Consider the following 15,694-nt stretch of genomic DNA (forward strand, 5'->3'; position numbering starts at 1 on the left):
ATTCAAATAGAGATGCGAAAAATAGCCTCATCAAATCCAGCTTTGATTTACAATAGCTGTGGATTTGAATGAGAGATGTGCCATGGTTCAGTTAATTAAAAAAGGTGGATTGCGTGAGCGCGCTAACCGTAGTCGCAGTTATCAAGGCTCTGAAAATACTGAAACCACCTTAAAGCCTAATCGTTATCAAACGGCGGTTAAAACACCAGACAATTTAGCCTCTCCTTCCCCGACCTCACCAATATCTCCAGCATTAAATGAAGATACCCTCCTTAATTCATCAGAATAAGTGCTTCATACCATAACCACAATGCAAATAGCAGAAATAGTCCGCCTGACATCATATCAATATAACTCCCCGAACGCTGGTACAAGATTTTAATTTTTGGTTGGGAAATCAACAGCATCAATAAAGTGAAGGTGATAAAAGTCTGCAAGGAAATAATTACCGCTAACTGTGCTTTCAAATAATCGGAAGCAGACGAACTTAAAGCCAGTGAAAATACGCTACTAAAATAGATCAGCGTTTTAGGATTAGAAAGATTGGTCCATAAGCCCAACATAAAATAATTTTTAGCTTGCACCTGTCCATTTGTATCTTCGTCGGTCTGATGTCTATTTTTAAAGCTATGTACACCACCCTTTAACATGGCCCATCCCATTTTGGCCAGGAATATACCACCCAAAAGCATTAAGGCTTGCTGAATCCATGGAAACTGGTCAATTAACACGGTAAAACCCGCAAGTGTCAGCACTACCCAAACCACAATACCAGCAGAGATCCCTGCGATAACTTTCAGAGCATTTTGGCGTGTGGTGGATGCGGCACTTTTGGCAATGAGCAAAACATCGGGACCGGGACTGAGTTGAGCAACAAAATGCAGGAGACAGATCGTAAAAAGCAGAGACATTAAAATAAGGTAAATTTATAAAAATATATTATAACGTTTGTTAAAAGACATTAGAAAGTTCCAATAAAAAAACCGAATCATCAGATTCGGCTTAAATAGAGTTTTTTTAAATAAAACATTTATTTTGGATTGATATCTTTCATTTCAATTTTTTTCGCCTCAGGTCTCACTTCACGTGCTTCACCATCAATAATGGTGGAATCACCGCGACCTGATTGCTGATTTTGCATATCCTGCATTTGACGCATCATCTCGGCAAATGGGTTCTGGCCTTGTGCACCACCCATATCGCCCATCATGCCACCCATCATTTTTTCCATCATGAGTTGCTGACGTTTCATCATCGCTTTCATTATAGCAGCCTTAAAAACCTGCTGAACCGCTGGAATGAGCATCAATACTGCCAATACGTCGGTAATCAATCCAGGAATAAGCAGAAAGAAACCTGCCAGAATTTTAGGTAAATTTCCTGTTAATGCAGGATCTGCACTCATCTGTCCCATCTGCATTTGCTGCATTTGTGGCATTACACCGGCCGAGTATTTACGGATCAGATTCATACCAATAAAAAATGCGGCCACAAACCAGAAAAATACGTACCACATGCTCCCGACGAGGTCACCCACGCCAATCCAGACAAATACTTCTAGGATTAAGCCTGCAAGGATAATAAGAAATAATTTCATGAAAATTAATCTAATCTCAGTAAAATAAATAATAGGATGCTGGAATCAACTGCTTCATCAGGATCAAGCTTTTTTGATACGCTTATGTAACAATATGGGCATTATTCTATTTTTAAAGTGCGGGCATGTCATTAATTATTGGGATTGACCCCGGTTCTCGTTTAACCGGTTACGGAATTATCGAAAAAGACGGCTCCAAACTGACTTTTGTTGATGCCGGCACCATCAGAACAGAAACGACAGAAATGCCTGAACGTTTAAAACGGATCTTTGCCGGCGTGGAGCGCATTGTAAAATTTTATGGTCCCACTGAAGCTGCAGTCGAACAAGTCTTTATGGCACAAAATCCGGATTCTGCCTTAAAACTTGGGCAAGCCCGTGGTGCTGCTGTTGCTGCACTGGTCAATCTGGATTTGAAAGTCGCTGAATATACCGCGCGCCAGATCAAACAGTCAGTGGTGGGTTATGGCGCTGCCGATAAAGAACAGGTGCAGATGATGGTGATGAATATTCTAAAACTCAGCATCAAACCCCAACAGGATGCTGCCGACGCCCTAGCTGCTGCCATTTGTCATGCTCATGCTTCAGGCAGTATGAGTAAAATGGCGGTATTGAATGCGCTGGGCGGTATGGCACGTGGCCGTAGTCGTGTCAGCAGCCGTCGTCGCTAAGGTTTAACGCAATATTTTAAAGTCTTGAACATTTAGATCGTATTTCAGATATTCCTGAATAATCGCTTGTACAGTTGCACGAGCAGGCCCTTGCCAACTTCGTGCAATCATTTCCTGAAGCTGAGAATCTGTTCCAACCATCACAGCCTCCACTTCACCCGTACTTAAGTTCTGCACATGTCCCTTCAGTCCAAGTCCTTGAGCCTGCTCGGCAAACCAGTAGCGGTATCCGACTCCTTGTACTTGGCCTGAAATATTCAGTTTGATGACTGGCACACTATTCTCCTTAGCGATTCACCACCTGATAAATCGCATGTTTCATATCCTGAGCCTGCAAACCACGTTGGCCATTTTTGGCCAGTTCATCACCTGCAAGAGCATGTAGCGTCACAATTTCATGCAAATGGATGGTTTGTGCAAATTGCGCCTTTAGACTGGCAATCATGCCGGCCAGCACATCCCCCATTCCGCCAGTTCCCATACCGGCATTCCCGGCATTGCAGATGTAAAGCCTTTCTTCCAGAATCAGGCATCCTGAACCTTTTAGCACCCACTGTCCCTGATATTTTTGTTGCAGGGCATGAATAGCTGCAATCCTATCCATTTCGACTTCCACAGTGCTACATGCCAGTAACGTGGCTGCTTCCCCAGGATGCGGAGTCGCATAGGTCTTGGAATTCAAAACTTGCGGCTGTTGGGCTAAAAACCACAGCGCATCTGCATCCAAAATAACCTCTAGATCAGATTGCTGAATCAGCTCAAACCAGATTTCGTATTGCGCTTTTGCCCCACGATCACGACCTAATCCCATACCAAAACACACTGCATCGACCTGCTGAATCAGTGCTTGGCGTTGTTCCTGAGTTAAAAGATTGATATCACGCAGCATGATATTCGGTGCACGTGACAAAATCGCGGTGTGGTGTTTTGCATCACAAACGATGGTGACTTTACCTGCTCCGGCAGCAAATGCTGCTTCTGCTGCCATAATCACAGCACCGCCCATATCGGCATGTCCACCAATCACCAAGACATGACCATAACTACCTTTATGACCAAAGGCTTGGCGTTTGGGTAATTGGATCTGATGTGATGCAAGCTGGGCAATCGGTTGAATTTCTGCGTCTGTTGGAATAGCAGAGATTAGTTCGATCTTGCCCGCATATTCTTTGCCTTGTCCGGTAAACAATCCTGCCTTGAGCCCTAAACCTGTGAAAGCATAGTCAGCTTTGATCGCAACAGGCAAAGGCTGGCCGGTATTGGCATCCAGTCCACTCGGAATATCGATTGATATTTTTAGTCCAGTTTTCTGATTGATCATTTGAATAATATTTTGCCAGTCAGAATCCAGCTGACGGTTCAGACCAATTCCGAATAAGGCATCGATATAGACCTCATATTCGGATTGGAAATCAAAATGCGAATAAGGCTGCAAACCAGCCTGCTGGGCTTCCTGCACAGCCGATGCCAAATCTTTGGAATTACCTAACTCAGCCGCATAAATATCAACATTGAATCCCGCCTGTTTGAGATATTTGGCCACCAGATAACCATCGCCGGCATTATTGCCCTGACCACAGCAGACCGCTATTTTTTTTATTTTTTGCTGGGAAAATAAAGTGATCAGTCGCTGACTAATCCCCCAGGCGACTTGTTGCATTAAACCGTAGGAACTATTTTGCTGTTGAAACCAGCGCTGCTCCCATGCTTGTAGATCGTGGCTATGGTAAACTTGTTGCTGCATTTCTTATTCCCTGTCTTTGGTTTATGACAACTCCCAATTCTCACGCGCAAATTCAAGTTTATCAACAAGATACAGCCGAGATGAAAGCCTGGATTAAAGCGCAGGCTTTAGAATTGGGTTTTTCTGATTGTGTCATTGCCAAACCAGATGCTCAAGCAGAATTAGCACGCTTACAGGAATATCTGGATCGTGGTTATCATGGTGACATGAAGTTTCTGGAAGAAAATCTGGAAAAACGTGCCAATCCTGCTTTACTGGTTCCCGGCACACGCAGCATTATCTGTGTGCGTATGGATTATCTGGTCGAGGCACCACAACCACGTTATATCCCTTATGCACCCAACTCTGCCATTATCGCGCGTTATGCCCGTGGCCGGGATTATCATAAGACTATGCGTGGTCGTCTGAAAACCCTGGCGACAAAAATCCGGGGAAAAATCGGAGATTTTGAATCACGTCCTTTTGCGGATTCTGCACCCATTTTTGAAAAATCGCTGGCTGAAAGTGCCGGCATGGGCTGGACAGGTAAACACACCCTGCTGATTCATAAAACATCAGGCTCATTCTTTGTACTGGGTGAACTGTTTACTTCACTGGAACTGCCCTTTGATGAACCCGCGACCAAACATTGTGGCTCCTGTACTGCCTGTATCGACATCTGTCCGACTCAAGCCATTGTCGAGCCTTATATGTTAGATGCTCGCCGCTGTATCGCCTATCTGACCATCGAATATAAAGGCATTATTCCAGAAGATTTGCGACGCGGAATTGGTAACCGGGTTTTTGGTTGTGACGATTGCCAGCTGATATGTCCATGGAACAGTTTCGCCCAAGTGACCTCGATAGAGGATTTTCATCCGCGGCATGGACTGGATCAAGTGAGTTTACTGGATTTATGGCAATGGGATGAAGCCACCTTTTTAAGTGCGACTGAAGGCAGTCCGATGCGTCGTACGGGTTATCAAAGCTTTATGCGCAATATCGCCATTGGTTTGGGCAATGCACCCTTTGATGGGCAGATTATTCCGGCCCTTCAGCAACAGCGTAATCAACATGATGAAATTGTGCAGGTACATATCGATTGGGCTATTCAAGAACAACTGGCAAAATCCAGTTGATTTTCCATCTTTACCTAGCGTCACAGTTTCACTTAAAAGCCTTACACACCCATGTTTCAGACTATGGCATAAATAAAAATAGTCAGAAATGAAGTGGAGGAAAGATGATGTCATCAAAAAATCCAAATCAAGAACTGCTGGAGCAGCTTCAGCATGACCAGCAGAAGCAACAACAGCAGCAGCCGCAACATGGCCCGATTAATTCCCCAAAAAACAATCAGCATGAACAGGATCAGCGCGTGTTTAACAAACAGCACCGTAGTGATCTGCATGGCCAGGATATTCATGGAAATCAGAGTAATAAATAATCTGGTAACTGAAAAACAAAGCTCACCTCGTGTGGGCTTTGTCATTTATATAAGGTCATATTTTGCTAGTGAAGCAAGGTCGAATTTTTATTAAGATGAACCGAATGATAAATAAGCATAGATAGGGAAAGAGATGAACAGTAGTGATGCGGTACGTAATGATTGGTCACGTGAAGAAATACAAGCACTTTATCAGCAGCCTTTAATGGACCTAGTGTTCCAGGCGCAACAGGTTCATCGTGAACATTTCACCGCCAATACCGTTCAGGTCAGTACCCTGCTCTCAATTAAAACCGGTAAATGTCCTGAAGACTGTAAATACTGCTCACAATCAGCGCATTATGATTCCAAACTGGAAGCTGAAAAACGCATTGCAGTCGATAAAGTGATTCAGGAAGCCAAACAGGCGCTGGCATCAGGCAGTTCACGTTTTTGTATGGGGGCTGCATGGCGCAACCCACATGAACGCGATATGCCTTATGTGCTGGAAATGGTACGTGAAGTTAAAGCACTCGGTCTGGAAACCTGCATGACACTGGGGATGCTAAATGGATCTCAGGCTGAACGCTTGAAAGATGCGGGACTGGATTATTACAACCATAATCTGGACACTTCTCGTGAATACTATTCACATATCATCAGCACGCGTAGCTTTGATGATCGTCTGGATACTCTGGATCATGTACGTCAGGCTGGTATGAAAGTCTGTAGTGGCGGTATTGTGGGTCTGGGTGAAAGTCGTGATGACCGAATTGGTTTGTTATATGAACTTGCAACTCTGGCAATTCATCCTGAATCTGTGCCAATTAATATGTTGGTGCCGATTGAAGGTACACCGATGGCAGATGTAGAAAAACTGGATGTGATTGAATGGATTCGTACCATTGCCGTAGCACGCTTGTTGATGCCTAAAAGCTATATTCGCCTTTCTGCAGGGCGTGAATCCTTAAGCGATTCAGATCAGGCTTTGGCATTTATGGCTGGTGCCAATTCTATTTTCTCTGGTGAAAAACTGCTGACGACCCCTAATACATCCCAAGGCCGGGATCAGCAACTTTTTGCAAAATTAGGTTTAGTTGCAGAACAGCCAAAACCGAGTGTTCGCAGTCTGGCTACAGATGCAATGGCAAGTTAATCACTGTTTAAGTTGATGAACTCGCAGAAAAGTTATGTGCAGTAATTAAAATGCCATAACGGGCATTGAGATAATCTCCGACTCGGATTTGATCTACTCCATTGGCATGATGCACCATCAGCGCTTGCGTGACTGCATCATAGCTAAAGGAGTCATAACTATCTTGATGCAGGCTGAGCCAGTGCAGCGTATCTGCCAGGTTGCTGTCGACGATATAGGTATCTGCATGAAAATCTTTGCTCATATTCCTGTTTATCGTGTTGAAATTTCCCTTTAATTTTAACGGAAATTAGCCCATGACAAGCATAAAAAAAGTGAGCCATTGCTCATTTTTCTTGTAAAAACTTTAGTCCTTATTCGTACCGCACTTACGACACTCCCTGTGTTCCCCGATTTCTTGCATTTGCTCATATTCATAAATATGCAAACAAAACAATTTTCTTAAAAGCTGAAGCATCATTGAAACTCCTGTTTAATCATTTTTTTAATACGCTTCTTAAGATATTCCGTCCTGAAACATCATGATTTTTGACTAAAAAATCATCTCATATTAATTAGCATAATTTTTTCAGTTGTAAAATGCATTTCATCTACTTTTCACTTTTTTTGCAGATATTCTTTGAACTACATCACAATTATTTCATAAATATGAACTTTTTTTTTGATTAAAGAGGATGTTTATGGAATTTAGATAACAAAAGTAATATCTGAGGGAGATGCTTTTTTATTAAGCTGGTAACGAAGAATCTTTATTGAAAGGCAAACTAGAAAAGTTCATTATCAGTGGAGGCAACCCATTTTAAGTCCTTCGAGATAAGAACGACGATCAATTAAGTGAATTGCTTACTTCAGATTTCATAATATCCAAAAACAAAAAACCACTTACGATTAATGCACGTAAGTGGTTGTTTTATATGGTGGGCCCAGACAGACTTGAACTGTCGACCAACGGATTATGAGTCCGCTGCTCTAACCAACTGAGCTATAGGCCCTATATGCTGAAAACTTTATTTATCAATAAGTTCAGGCGTCATGAATACTAGCTAAGATTTTTTGGAAAGACAAGTGCTTTTATAACTGCTTGAACATTTAGGCAGCAATCATGGGCGACTTGTCTTAGTCAAAATTCAGTTACTTAAGACTTCAGTATAGGAGGCATATAGAAAAATGAGATACATGCTGCATCATTTAAGATAAATGAGCCTTTATCTTGAATTTAATCCGGTCTACTAAGCGTAAAACTGATAGATTTAAGGTCTTAGTATATCTATAAGGTATCAAAATTCTTTATTGCTCAGGCAGCAATGTTAAAGGAATAGCCTAGAACTAAAGAAGATAGAATGACTAGAATTCAGACTTCATTTCTTCGTCTTTATGTAAATCCTGCTTAATTTCGATCAAAGACCATACAATTATAAGCGCAAAAATCAATAGGGAGACTACGAAGGCTGTCATGTACGTCATACTTTTCAATCTCAGAGTAGAAAGAATAAGAAAATAGAAAAGACCTGTATCAGTCTTCTTCTTCGACAAAAGTCTAATAACTAAAGTGTGCTCTGGATAGTCATTTTTTCATCATTTTAAGACTTTTTTTGTATCTACTGATATTTTTAAGATATTAATATTATTTTATTTATATATATTAACTCTTAATTTTGCAGCTTAAAAAGATGAATAAATCATAGATTTTTACATTATTCGCTGATTTTATTGGAAAGCCTATTGACTGTATGGGCGAACAAGATGAAATTATGCAGTTCTCTACATACAGCTTTTACTTCTCCGTACTTATGCTAAACAAATTCCTTGGCGAATCTGCATTTAAACTTGCAGGTTGGCAATATCATGTCGAACCAGATGTGCTTGAAGACAAACAGGTCATTATTGGATTCGAACATACCTCAATGATGGATGCGGTACTGTCAATTGCCCTGTTCCAGATCTATGATCTCAAGGTACATACCTTAATCAAAAAAGAATTATTTAAAGGACCTTTCAAACCGCTATTAAACGCTGTGGGTGGTATTCCGGTTGACCGCAAGGCCAGTAAAGATATCGTGACCCAGATGGTGGAACATTTTCAGAACAATGAAAAGTTCAATCTGGTCATTGCTCCCGAAGCGACACGAGCCAAACAGGGTGAAGCACGCAAACCGATCCGTACCGGTTTCTGGCATATTGCCAAGGCTGCCAATGTACCGATCGTGTTGTTATACGCCAATTCCAGAACCAAGCAAGGTGGCATTCTTGGCAAGATCTATCCGACAGACCTTGTGCATGACCTGGCTTTGATCAAACAACTGTATAAAGATAAGGTTGGTCTGGATATCGTTATTCCAGAATAAGCTTTTTAAAAGAAAAGCACGGACATAATCAGCGATTTCGCTTTTTATGTCCAAGTCATCTGTCTATATCAATGTATAAATAGAATTATAAATCTCCCTATCCTCTTTCTATTTTTCCTCGATATTGCACTTTTTTTGTTTTTATCCTGAAATCTCAAATCCAGGCACTTTTTTTTAAAAAAACGCTTATGGTAGAATTTCGGCATTCTGATAGGCATACAGCCAATCTACAAGGAGCATAGTTCGCATGGCGGGTCATTCCAAGTGGGCCAATATTAAGCATCGCAAAGCAAAACAAGATGCGAGTCGTGGTAAAGTTTTTACCAAATACATTCGTGAATTAACCACTGCTGCAAAGCTTGGTGGTCCAGATACTGCAAGCAACCCTCGTCTACGTGCTGTGGTTGAAAAAGCATTATCAGTGAATATGACACGTGACGTGATCAACCGTGCCATTCAACGTGGTGCTGGTGGCGAAGATAACGACGACCTGAAAGAAGTGACCTACGAAGGTTATGGTGTAGGTGGTGTTGCGGTTATTGTTGAAACCATGACTGACAACTTGAACCGTACTGTGCCTGACGTACGTCATTGCTTCTCTAAAACTGATGGTAACTTAGGCACCAATGGTTCGGTGGCATTCCTGTTCACGAAACGTGGTGAGATCACTTTTGAAGATGTGTCTTTGGAAGATCAAATCATGGAAGTGGCATTAGAAGCAGGTGCTGAAGACATCGAAGTCACTGAAGATGATATCTTGGTCATTACCACACCTGAAGCCTTCGGTGAAGTTCAAGATGCTTTAACTGCTGCAGGTTTAAAATCTGACAATGCTGAAGTAGTGATGAGTCCTTCAACCAAAGCAGAAATCACAGACATCGATCAAGCGAAAAAAATCATGAAAATGATTGATATGCTTGAAGATCTGGATGATGTACAAAACGTTTATACCAACGTTGAATTCTCAGACGCAGTTTTAGCAGAACTTGATGCTTAAATATGTCTGATTCAAAAAACGCACCTTAGGGTGCGTTTTTTTTATGGCTGTCCACCACCCTAGCTTTGATTAAACTTTATTGAGTAATCCGCTACAGTTAAAGACATTATATTCTTTAATCACAAAACTGGAATGCAGTGCCACCACATGCTCAATTTTTCCAATCCGCTTAAGCAGGATTTCACTATAATTTTCCATATCTCTTGCCACCACTTCGACAATAAAATCCGCAGACTGACCGGTGACCAAAAAGGCATTAATCACTTCGGGAATACTTTCCAGTTCTTCCAGGAATTTAGCAAAAGTATCGCTATCATGTTTGCTTAAGGATACCTGTAACAGCACATGCAGGCTGAAACCTAATTTCTGGTAATTGATTTCACGTTTTAAGCCACTGATAATATTATGATCGATTAAGTGTTTGATCCTGCGATGCACCGAACTGACAGATAAATTCACCCGCTCGGACAGTTCATTCAGATTGACATCTTCATGGGTCAATATTTCTAGAATATGTTTATCGAAACGATCCAGTTCCATTTTTATACTCTTATATCAATAATCAATACATGCAGAAAATTTTGCGCCATCTCTGTTATACAATATTTATTTATTTTTCACAAAATTTTCATATTCTGAAATTTTTTTCCAAATGGGATTTCATTTTATAAATACGGTTTTCAGGAGGGTTTAAATGACCGTTAATCGCATTAATTAAAAATATGACCAATGGTATTTTACGTTAAATCTTTATTTTTAAATTATTTAAATTGGGTAAACACGGCAACAGATAGGCTATTCCTGTCAGCCCCTACACGACTTAACCGTCCATCTTTTACAAGTGTATAGAAATAGATTAAAACAAAGGCGCTTTAAAAACAAAAATAGCGCATTTCAAAAATATTACACAAGGAACGGTCATGGCTTCTAAACTTTTAAGCTTGATAAAAACAAAAGTGAGTCCTGTTTTAACCGTCGAAACCCAAACGAAGAGCTTATTGGGCGGCTTATTCGGTGGAACGACATCAGGTACCCTCACCAATCTTATTGGCAATCTCACCGGATCCAATACTCAACCTTCAGTCAGCTCATTATTAAATAATCTCCTTTCTGGAAGCAGCCTGAGTACGACAAATCTCAGCAATTTATTAACTCAATTTTCTGGTTCGAATGCCTCAAGTTTAAATATTCAAAGCCTGATCAGTAGCTTAACCCAATCCAATGGCGGTAGCTTTAATATTACCCAGGTCACCAACTTATTAAAGAGCTTAATGGGGAGCAATAGCAGCAGCCTAGATCTTGAGGCTATTTCTAAACTGGTGGGCGGCTTATTGGGCGGCAGTACGGGCAATATTGATATTGGTAAAATTTCTCAACTGGTCGGTGGCCTGATCGGCGGTTCAAGTAATATTGATATCGGTGCCATCGCAGGTCTGGTCGGCAACCTAATTGGCGGTAATGGTGATATCGATATTGCGCAAATTGCTCAACTGGTTGGTGGCTTAATCGGTGGTTCAAGCAATATTGATATCGGTGCGATCGCAGGTCTGGTCGGCAACCTGATCGGCGGTAATGGCGATATCGATATCGCACAAATCGCTCAGCTCGTTGGTGGTCTGATTGGTGGGTCTGGCGGTTTAGGTGACGTAGACATTGGTGCCATCGCAGGTCTGGTCAGCAACCTGATTGGTGGTAATGGCGAGATTGATATCGCACAAATTGCTGAATTGGTCGGTGGTCTGATCGGTGGTTCTGGCGGTTTAGGTGATATAGATATTGGAGCAATTGCAGGTCTGGTGGGTGGCTTAATCGGTGGCAATGGCGAGATTGATATTGCGCAAATCGCTCAACTGGTTAGTGGCCTGATCGGCGGTTCTGGCGGATTGGGCGGTGTAGATATCGGTGCCATCGCAGGTCTGGTCAGCAACCTCATCGGCGGCAATGGCGAGATGGATATCGCACAAATTGCTGAATTGGTCGGTAGTCTGATCGGTGGTTCTGACGGTTTAGGTGATATAGATATTGGAGCAATTGCAGGCTTGGTGGGTGGCTTAATCGGTGGCAATGCAGGCGGTGATTTTGATCTTGGTGCTATTACCGATTTAATTAGCGGCTTTGTAGGCGGAAATGCAACAGGTGGTTTTGATGTCGGTGGCTTCACTGACTTACTGAGCGGTCTGATTGCGAATGGTTCAAATGGCATAGATTTAGGTGGATTATTAGGCAATCTCAATCTCGGTAGCGATCTGGATCTGGGTGGTATGATCGAAGGTATTTCCTCTGCTTCAAACGGCTTTGACTTAGGCAGTATTGCCGAAGGTGTTGGTCAGTTGGTTGGTAGTGGCTCTTCGATTGAATTGCCTGACCTCGGTGATCTTGTCCAAGGTGTGGGTACGACTGATTCCAATATTGATCTGTCTGCTATCCTGCCGGGCATTAAAGATACAATTCAGAATATCGGCAGTGGCGGTTCTTCATCCGGATTTGATTTTGGTTCACTCCTCAATAATTTTACTAAAAATATTGATATCGACCAGACTAATCCTTAGGGTTAATCATAATCTCATTAAAAAACGCGCTTCATGCGCGTTTTTTTAATTCTTGAATTAGCATTTAAACTTATACACCACGCCAGTCTACCCGTGCATTGCGTTCGGTTCGGTAAATACGGCAAATATATTCACCCAGTGGTAGCTCATTCAAATACTGCTGATAGTCGCGATATTCTTCGGACAAGGTTTCAAAATTTTCTTTTTCCCACGGCGTACCTGGAATCGCCAGAAGCGGTGCCAACATGGAACAGACTGCAATATCCGCCAGACCTAAACGATTTCCGACAAAATAATGCCCACCTTGGCTGACCAGCATCTGATTGAGCTGCTGTACAGCAACATCAATATGTTGTTTAGATTCCGCCACGGTTTCCTCATTCAATGCATAACCCTTGGCGACCATCGCTTTCAATAAAGGTTTAGAAAATTTTTCAAACTGGCGCAGATAGCCCTGCTCACCAATTAAAATATCCAGAGATTCATGATCAGAAGTCAGTGCTTGGGAGAGCATCCAGCGACGGACATGACGACCCAATTCCAAAGTAATTTCATTAATTTCTAAAGCTTTATTTCGAAAATATCCTTCCGCGTGCAGTAAACGATGTTCTGGATAAGTATCATCCAGATACAGAGCAATCTGGGTGGAATCTGCGATCCATCGATCCTGATCACGCAAAATAGGCAGACGATTCTGTCCTGTTTTCAGACGGGCAAAAGCGCGGTGTACCCCGGGTATCAGATTATGAGCAACATAATACAACTCTTTATGGTCCAGCATCCAACGTGCTTTTTCGCAAAAGTGAGATAAAGGAAACTGGTATAAAGTTCGCATGTATGCTCCATGTTTATCGTTATTGGATCAGGGCGTGTAGGCCGCTGTTTTATTCAGATACTTTAGTCACTCACTTTTAGAAAAACAATGTGATTTTTATTCAAAAGTAAAATACTGGCTGATTATTCCTTTATGGCTGGTGGACTCACGATACATCCTGGAAAGCTCAATGAGTCATTTTAGGTCGCCAGAAGCATTTGATTGCAATAAACCACAAGCGCATGACCTGACTTTAGCCGTGCTTTCATGTAAAATCGGGGGCAATTTTTATATAACGCTTTTGTGAGTTATTTCATGGGTTTTAATTGCGGTATTGTCGGCTTGCCGAACGTTGGTAAATCTACACTTTTCAATGCCTTAACCAAAGCTGCTATTGCTGCAGAAAACTTCCCTTTCTGTACGATCGAACCAAACACCGGGATTGTACCTGTTCCTGATCCACGTTTAGACAAATTGACTGCAATTGTTAAACCGCAACGTGTTATTCCGACTTCTATGGAATTTGTAGACATCGCAGGCCTGGTAGCGGGTGCTTCTAAGGGTGAGGGCTTGGGTAACCAGTTCTTGGCCAACATTCGTGAAACTGATGCAATTGCTCACGTGGTGCGTTGTTTTGAAGATGAAAACGTCATTCATGTGAATGGTCGTATTGATCCATTAGATGACATCGCTACGATTAATACCGAACTTGCGCTTGCAGACTTGGATGCTGTAGCCAAAGCGATTACGCGTTTGACTAAATCTGCTAAAGGTGGTGACAAAGAAGCGCTAGCTACTAAAGCAGTTCTGGAAAAAATCCAGCCTTTACTTGATGAAGGTAAACCGGCTCGTGCAGCGGACCTAGATGATGACGAACGCAAGCTGGTTCGTGGCTTTGGTTTAATGACGCTTAAACCAACGATGTACATTGCTAACGTTGCTGAAGACGGTTTTGAAAACAACCCGCATTTAGATGCAGTGCGAAAATTGGCCGCTGAAGAAAATGCGATTGTGGTTCCACTTTGCAACCAGATTGAAGCTGAAATTTCATTGCTTGAAGATGAAGACCGTGCTGAATTCCTTGAAGCAATGGGCATGGAAGAACCGGGTTTAAACGTTGTAATTCGTGCAGGTTATTCATTACTGGGCCTACAAACTTACTTCACCGCGGGCGTGCAAGAAGTTCGTGCCTGGACCGTAAAAGTTGGCGCAACTGCACCACAGGCAGCAGGCGTGATTCATACCGACTTTGAAAAAGGCTTTATCCGTGCAGAATGTATCGCTTATGATGATTTCGTGCAGTACAACGGCGAAGCCGGTGCGAAAGAAGCAGGTAAATGGCGTCTAGAAGGTAAAACTTACATCGTTCAGGATGGCGATGTTTTACACTTCCGTTTTAACGTTTAAGTCGTTGCTGTTTGAAAAAGCTCCCTTCTTGGGGGCTTTTTTTATTACTTTTAAAAAGAGCATTCATACGTATAACAACCTTTCTGAAAGCGCATAAGATCAACACATATTAACAATAATGATAACTATTCTCATATATAAATATTAAATTAGAGCGTATCTTAAATCTAATGAAAAATAACCTAATTCCATTCTTACAAAGGAATCCTGCCAATGAGCTACACCTTGCCTGCACTGCCTTATGCTTATGATGCGCTAGAGCCTCATATCGATAGCAAGACTATGGAAATTCATCATAACAAGCATCATCAAACCTATATCAATAATATCAATGCAGGAATCGCGGGTACAGAGTGGGAAGATTTATCAGTCGAAGCATTAATTAGCAAATTCAATGAAGTGCCCGAGCAACTCAAACAGAACGTGATCAACAATGCCGGTGGACATGCCAATCATTCCCTGTTCTGGACAGTGATGAGTCCAGACGGCGGTGGTCATCCCGAAGCTGAAATTGCCAAAGCGATCGAACATGAATTAGGAGGATTCGAGGCATTTAAAGAAGCGTTTACCCAAGCAGCGCTTAGCCGTTTTGGTAGTGGTTGGGCCTGGTTAAGTATGGCGCCAGATCAAACGCTTATTGTAGAAAGTAGCGCCAATCAGGATTCTCCGCTGATGCATCGCAATATTCCCCTTTTAGGTCTGGATGTCTGGGAACATGCTTATTATTTACAATATCAAAACCGTCGTCCGGAATACATCTCGGCTTTTTTCAATGTTGTGAACTGGAAAGAAGTAAATCGTCGTTATTTGGAAGCATTAAACACGCTTTAAATCTTTGAGGAGATCGACCATGTCTACACGTACAATGATTCAACGCATGATTGGCAGCACACTCCTGATCTGCGGTGTCATGGTACTTTTATTAGAACATATGTGGATGCCCTATTTTTAAAGCTTATTTTGCTAAAAAAGCCAGTCATTCAGACTGGCTTTTTATAAGTACATTTAA

The 15,694-nt window shown here is 42.0% G+C and carries 17 protein-coding genes and 1 tRNA gene; 10 read left to right on the forward strand and 8 right to left on the reverse strand.

What is annotated here, in order from left to right; translation table 11 throughout:
- The first annotated feature begins 82 nt into the window (after positions 1–82).
- On the forward strand, positions 83–289 hold the full coding sequence (locus FTV08_RS06830) for a hypothetical protein (RefSeq protein WP_005106537.1): 207 nt from the start codon (positions 83–85) through the stop codon (positions 287–289).
- On the opposite strand, the gene FTV08_RS06835 is transcribed toward FTV08_RS06830, so the two are convergent.
- Positions 273–911, reverse strand: coding sequence for a LysE family transporter (locus tag FTV08_RS06835; RefSeq protein ID WP_180086932.1), 639 nt, complete (start codon positions 909–911; stop codon positions 273–275). The two genes, FTV08_RS06830 and FTV08_RS06835, sit on opposite strands and share 17 nt — an antisense overlap.
- Before the next feature lie 119 nt (positions 912–1,030).
- A complete protein-coding gene (locus tag FTV08_RS06840; protein ID WP_004278924.1) occupies positions 1,031–1,597 on the reverse strand; it encodes an FxsA family protein in 567 nt (188 codons plus the stop codon).
- A 125-nt stretch (positions 1,598–1,722) separates the two neighbouring features.
- Here FTV08_RS06840 and ruvC point away from each other — a divergent pair, with 125 nt between their 5' ends.
- Positions 1,723–2,268 carry a crossover junction endodeoxyribonuclease RuvC gene (gene ruvC, locus FTV08_RS06845; protein WP_004278925.1) on the forward strand — a complete coding sequence of 182 codons (546 nt, stop codon included), beginning with the start codon at positions 1,723–1,725 and terminating at the stop codon, positions 2,266–2,268.
- A gap of 3 nt (positions 2,269–2,271) precedes the next feature.
- On the opposite strand, the gene FTV08_RS06850 is transcribed toward ruvC, so the two are convergent.
- Complete coding sequence (locus FTV08_RS06850; RefSeq protein WP_180086933.1) at positions 2,272–2,544, reverse strand: acylphosphatase; 273 nt, start codon at positions 2,542–2,544, stop codon at positions 2,272–2,274.
- A gap of 10 nt (positions 2,545–2,554) precedes the next feature.
- Positions 2,555–4,012 carry an NAD(P)H-hydrate dehydratase gene (locus FTV08_RS06855; protein ID WP_180086934.1) on the reverse strand — a complete coding sequence of 486 codons (1,458 nt, stop codon included), beginning with the start codon at positions 4,010–4,012 and terminating at the stop codon, positions 2,555–2,557.
- A 23-nt stretch (positions 4,013–4,035) separates the two neighbouring features.
- On the opposite strand from FTV08_RS06855, the gene queG reads away from it, so the two are divergent.
- The 3 genes from queG to bioB all read left to right on the forward strand — a co-directional run bounded on the left by queG (position 4,036) and on the right by bioB (position 6,573).
- A complete protein-coding gene (queG, locus tag FTV08_RS06860) occupies positions 4,036–5,130 on the forward strand; it encodes a tRNA epoxyqueuosine(34) reductase QueG (RefSeq protein WP_180086935.1) in 1,095 nt (364 codons plus the stop codon).
- Between the two features lie 104 nt (positions 5,131–5,234).
- Positions 5,235–5,438, forward strand: coding sequence for a hypothetical protein (locus FTV08_RS06865; RefSeq protein WP_180086936.1), 204 nt, complete (start codon positions 5,235–5,237; stop codon positions 5,436–5,438).
- Positions 5,439–5,571: 133 nt separating this feature from the next.
- A complete protein-coding gene (gene bioB / locus FTV08_RS06870; RefSeq protein ID WP_004278930.1) occupies positions 5,572–6,573 on the forward strand; it encodes a biotin synthase BioB in 1,002 nt (333 codons plus the stop codon).
- Between the two features lie 7 nt (positions 6,574–6,580).
- Here the strand turns inward: bioB and FTV08_RS06875 are convergent, their stop codons facing one another.
- Positions 6,581–6,817 (reverse strand): hypothetical protein, encoded by a 237-nt coding sequence (locus FTV08_RS06875; RefSeq protein WP_034438286.1) that lies wholly within the window; start codon positions 6,815–6,817, stop codon positions 6,581–6,583.
- A 671-nt stretch (positions 6,818–7,488) separates the two neighbouring features.
- A tRNA-Ile gene (locus FTV08_RS06880) sits at positions 7,489–7,565 on the reverse strand.
- A 798-nt stretch (positions 7,566–8,363) separates the two neighbouring features.
- On the opposite strand from FTV08_RS06880, the gene FTV08_RS06885 reads away from it, so the two are divergent.
- On the forward strand, positions 8,364–8,918 hold the full coding sequence (locus FTV08_RS06885) for a 1-acyl-sn-glycerol-3-phosphate acyltransferase (protein WP_180086961.1): 555 nt from the start codon (positions 8,364–8,366) through the stop codon (positions 8,916–8,918).
- A 247-nt stretch (positions 8,919–9,165) separates the two neighbouring features.
- On the forward strand, positions 9,166–9,915 hold the full coding sequence (locus tag FTV08_RS06890) for a YebC/PmpR family DNA-binding transcriptional regulator (RefSeq protein WP_004645516.1): 750 nt from the start codon (positions 9,166–9,168) through the stop codon (positions 9,913–9,915).
- 69 nt (positions 9,916–9,984) lie between these two features.
- On the opposite strand, the gene FTV08_RS06895 is transcribed toward FTV08_RS06890, so the two are convergent.
- Entirely contained in the window at positions 9,985–10,455 is a 471-nt protein-coding gene (locus FTV08_RS06895) for an Lrp/AsnC family transcriptional regulator (RefSeq protein WP_004645518.1), read from the reverse strand.
- Positions 10,456–10,835: 380 nt separating this feature from the next.
- On the opposite strand from FTV08_RS06895, the gene FTV08_RS06900 reads away from it, so the two are divergent.
- Positions 10,836–12,464, forward strand: a complete 1,629-nt coding sequence (locus FTV08_RS06900; RefSeq protein ID WP_180086937.1) for a hypothetical protein — start codon at positions 10,836–10,838, stop codon at positions 12,462–12,464.
- A 70-nt stretch (positions 12,465–12,534) separates the two neighbouring features.
- Here FTV08_RS06900 and FTV08_RS06905 read toward each other — a convergent pair whose 3' ends face one another.
- A complete protein-coding gene (locus FTV08_RS06905; RefSeq protein ID WP_004645522.1) occupies positions 12,535–13,299 on the reverse strand; it encodes a glutathione S-transferase family protein in 765 nt (254 codons plus the stop codon).
- Between the two features lie 294 nt (positions 13,300–13,593).
- Here FTV08_RS06905 and ychF point away from each other — a divergent pair, with 294 nt between their 5' ends.
- Entirely contained in the window at positions 13,594–14,685 is a 1,092-nt protein-coding gene (gene ychF, locus FTV08_RS06910; protein ID WP_004645523.1) for a redox-regulated ATPase YchF, read from the forward strand.
- A 213-nt stretch (positions 14,686–14,898) separates the two neighbouring features.
- Positions 14,899–15,516: a superoxide dismutase gene (locus tag FTV08_RS06915; protein WP_180086938.1), complete on the forward strand. Its 618-nt coding sequence runs from the start codon at positions 14,899–14,901 to the stop codon at positions 15,514–15,516.
- Positions 15,517–15,694: the final 178 nt, after the last annotated feature.

The sequence above is a fragment of the Acinetobacter sp. YH12226 genome (assembly GCF_013417805.1).
In the GTDB taxonomy this organism is placed as follows: Bacteria; Pseudomonadota; Gammaproteobacteria; order Pseudomonadales; family Moraxellaceae; genus Acinetobacter.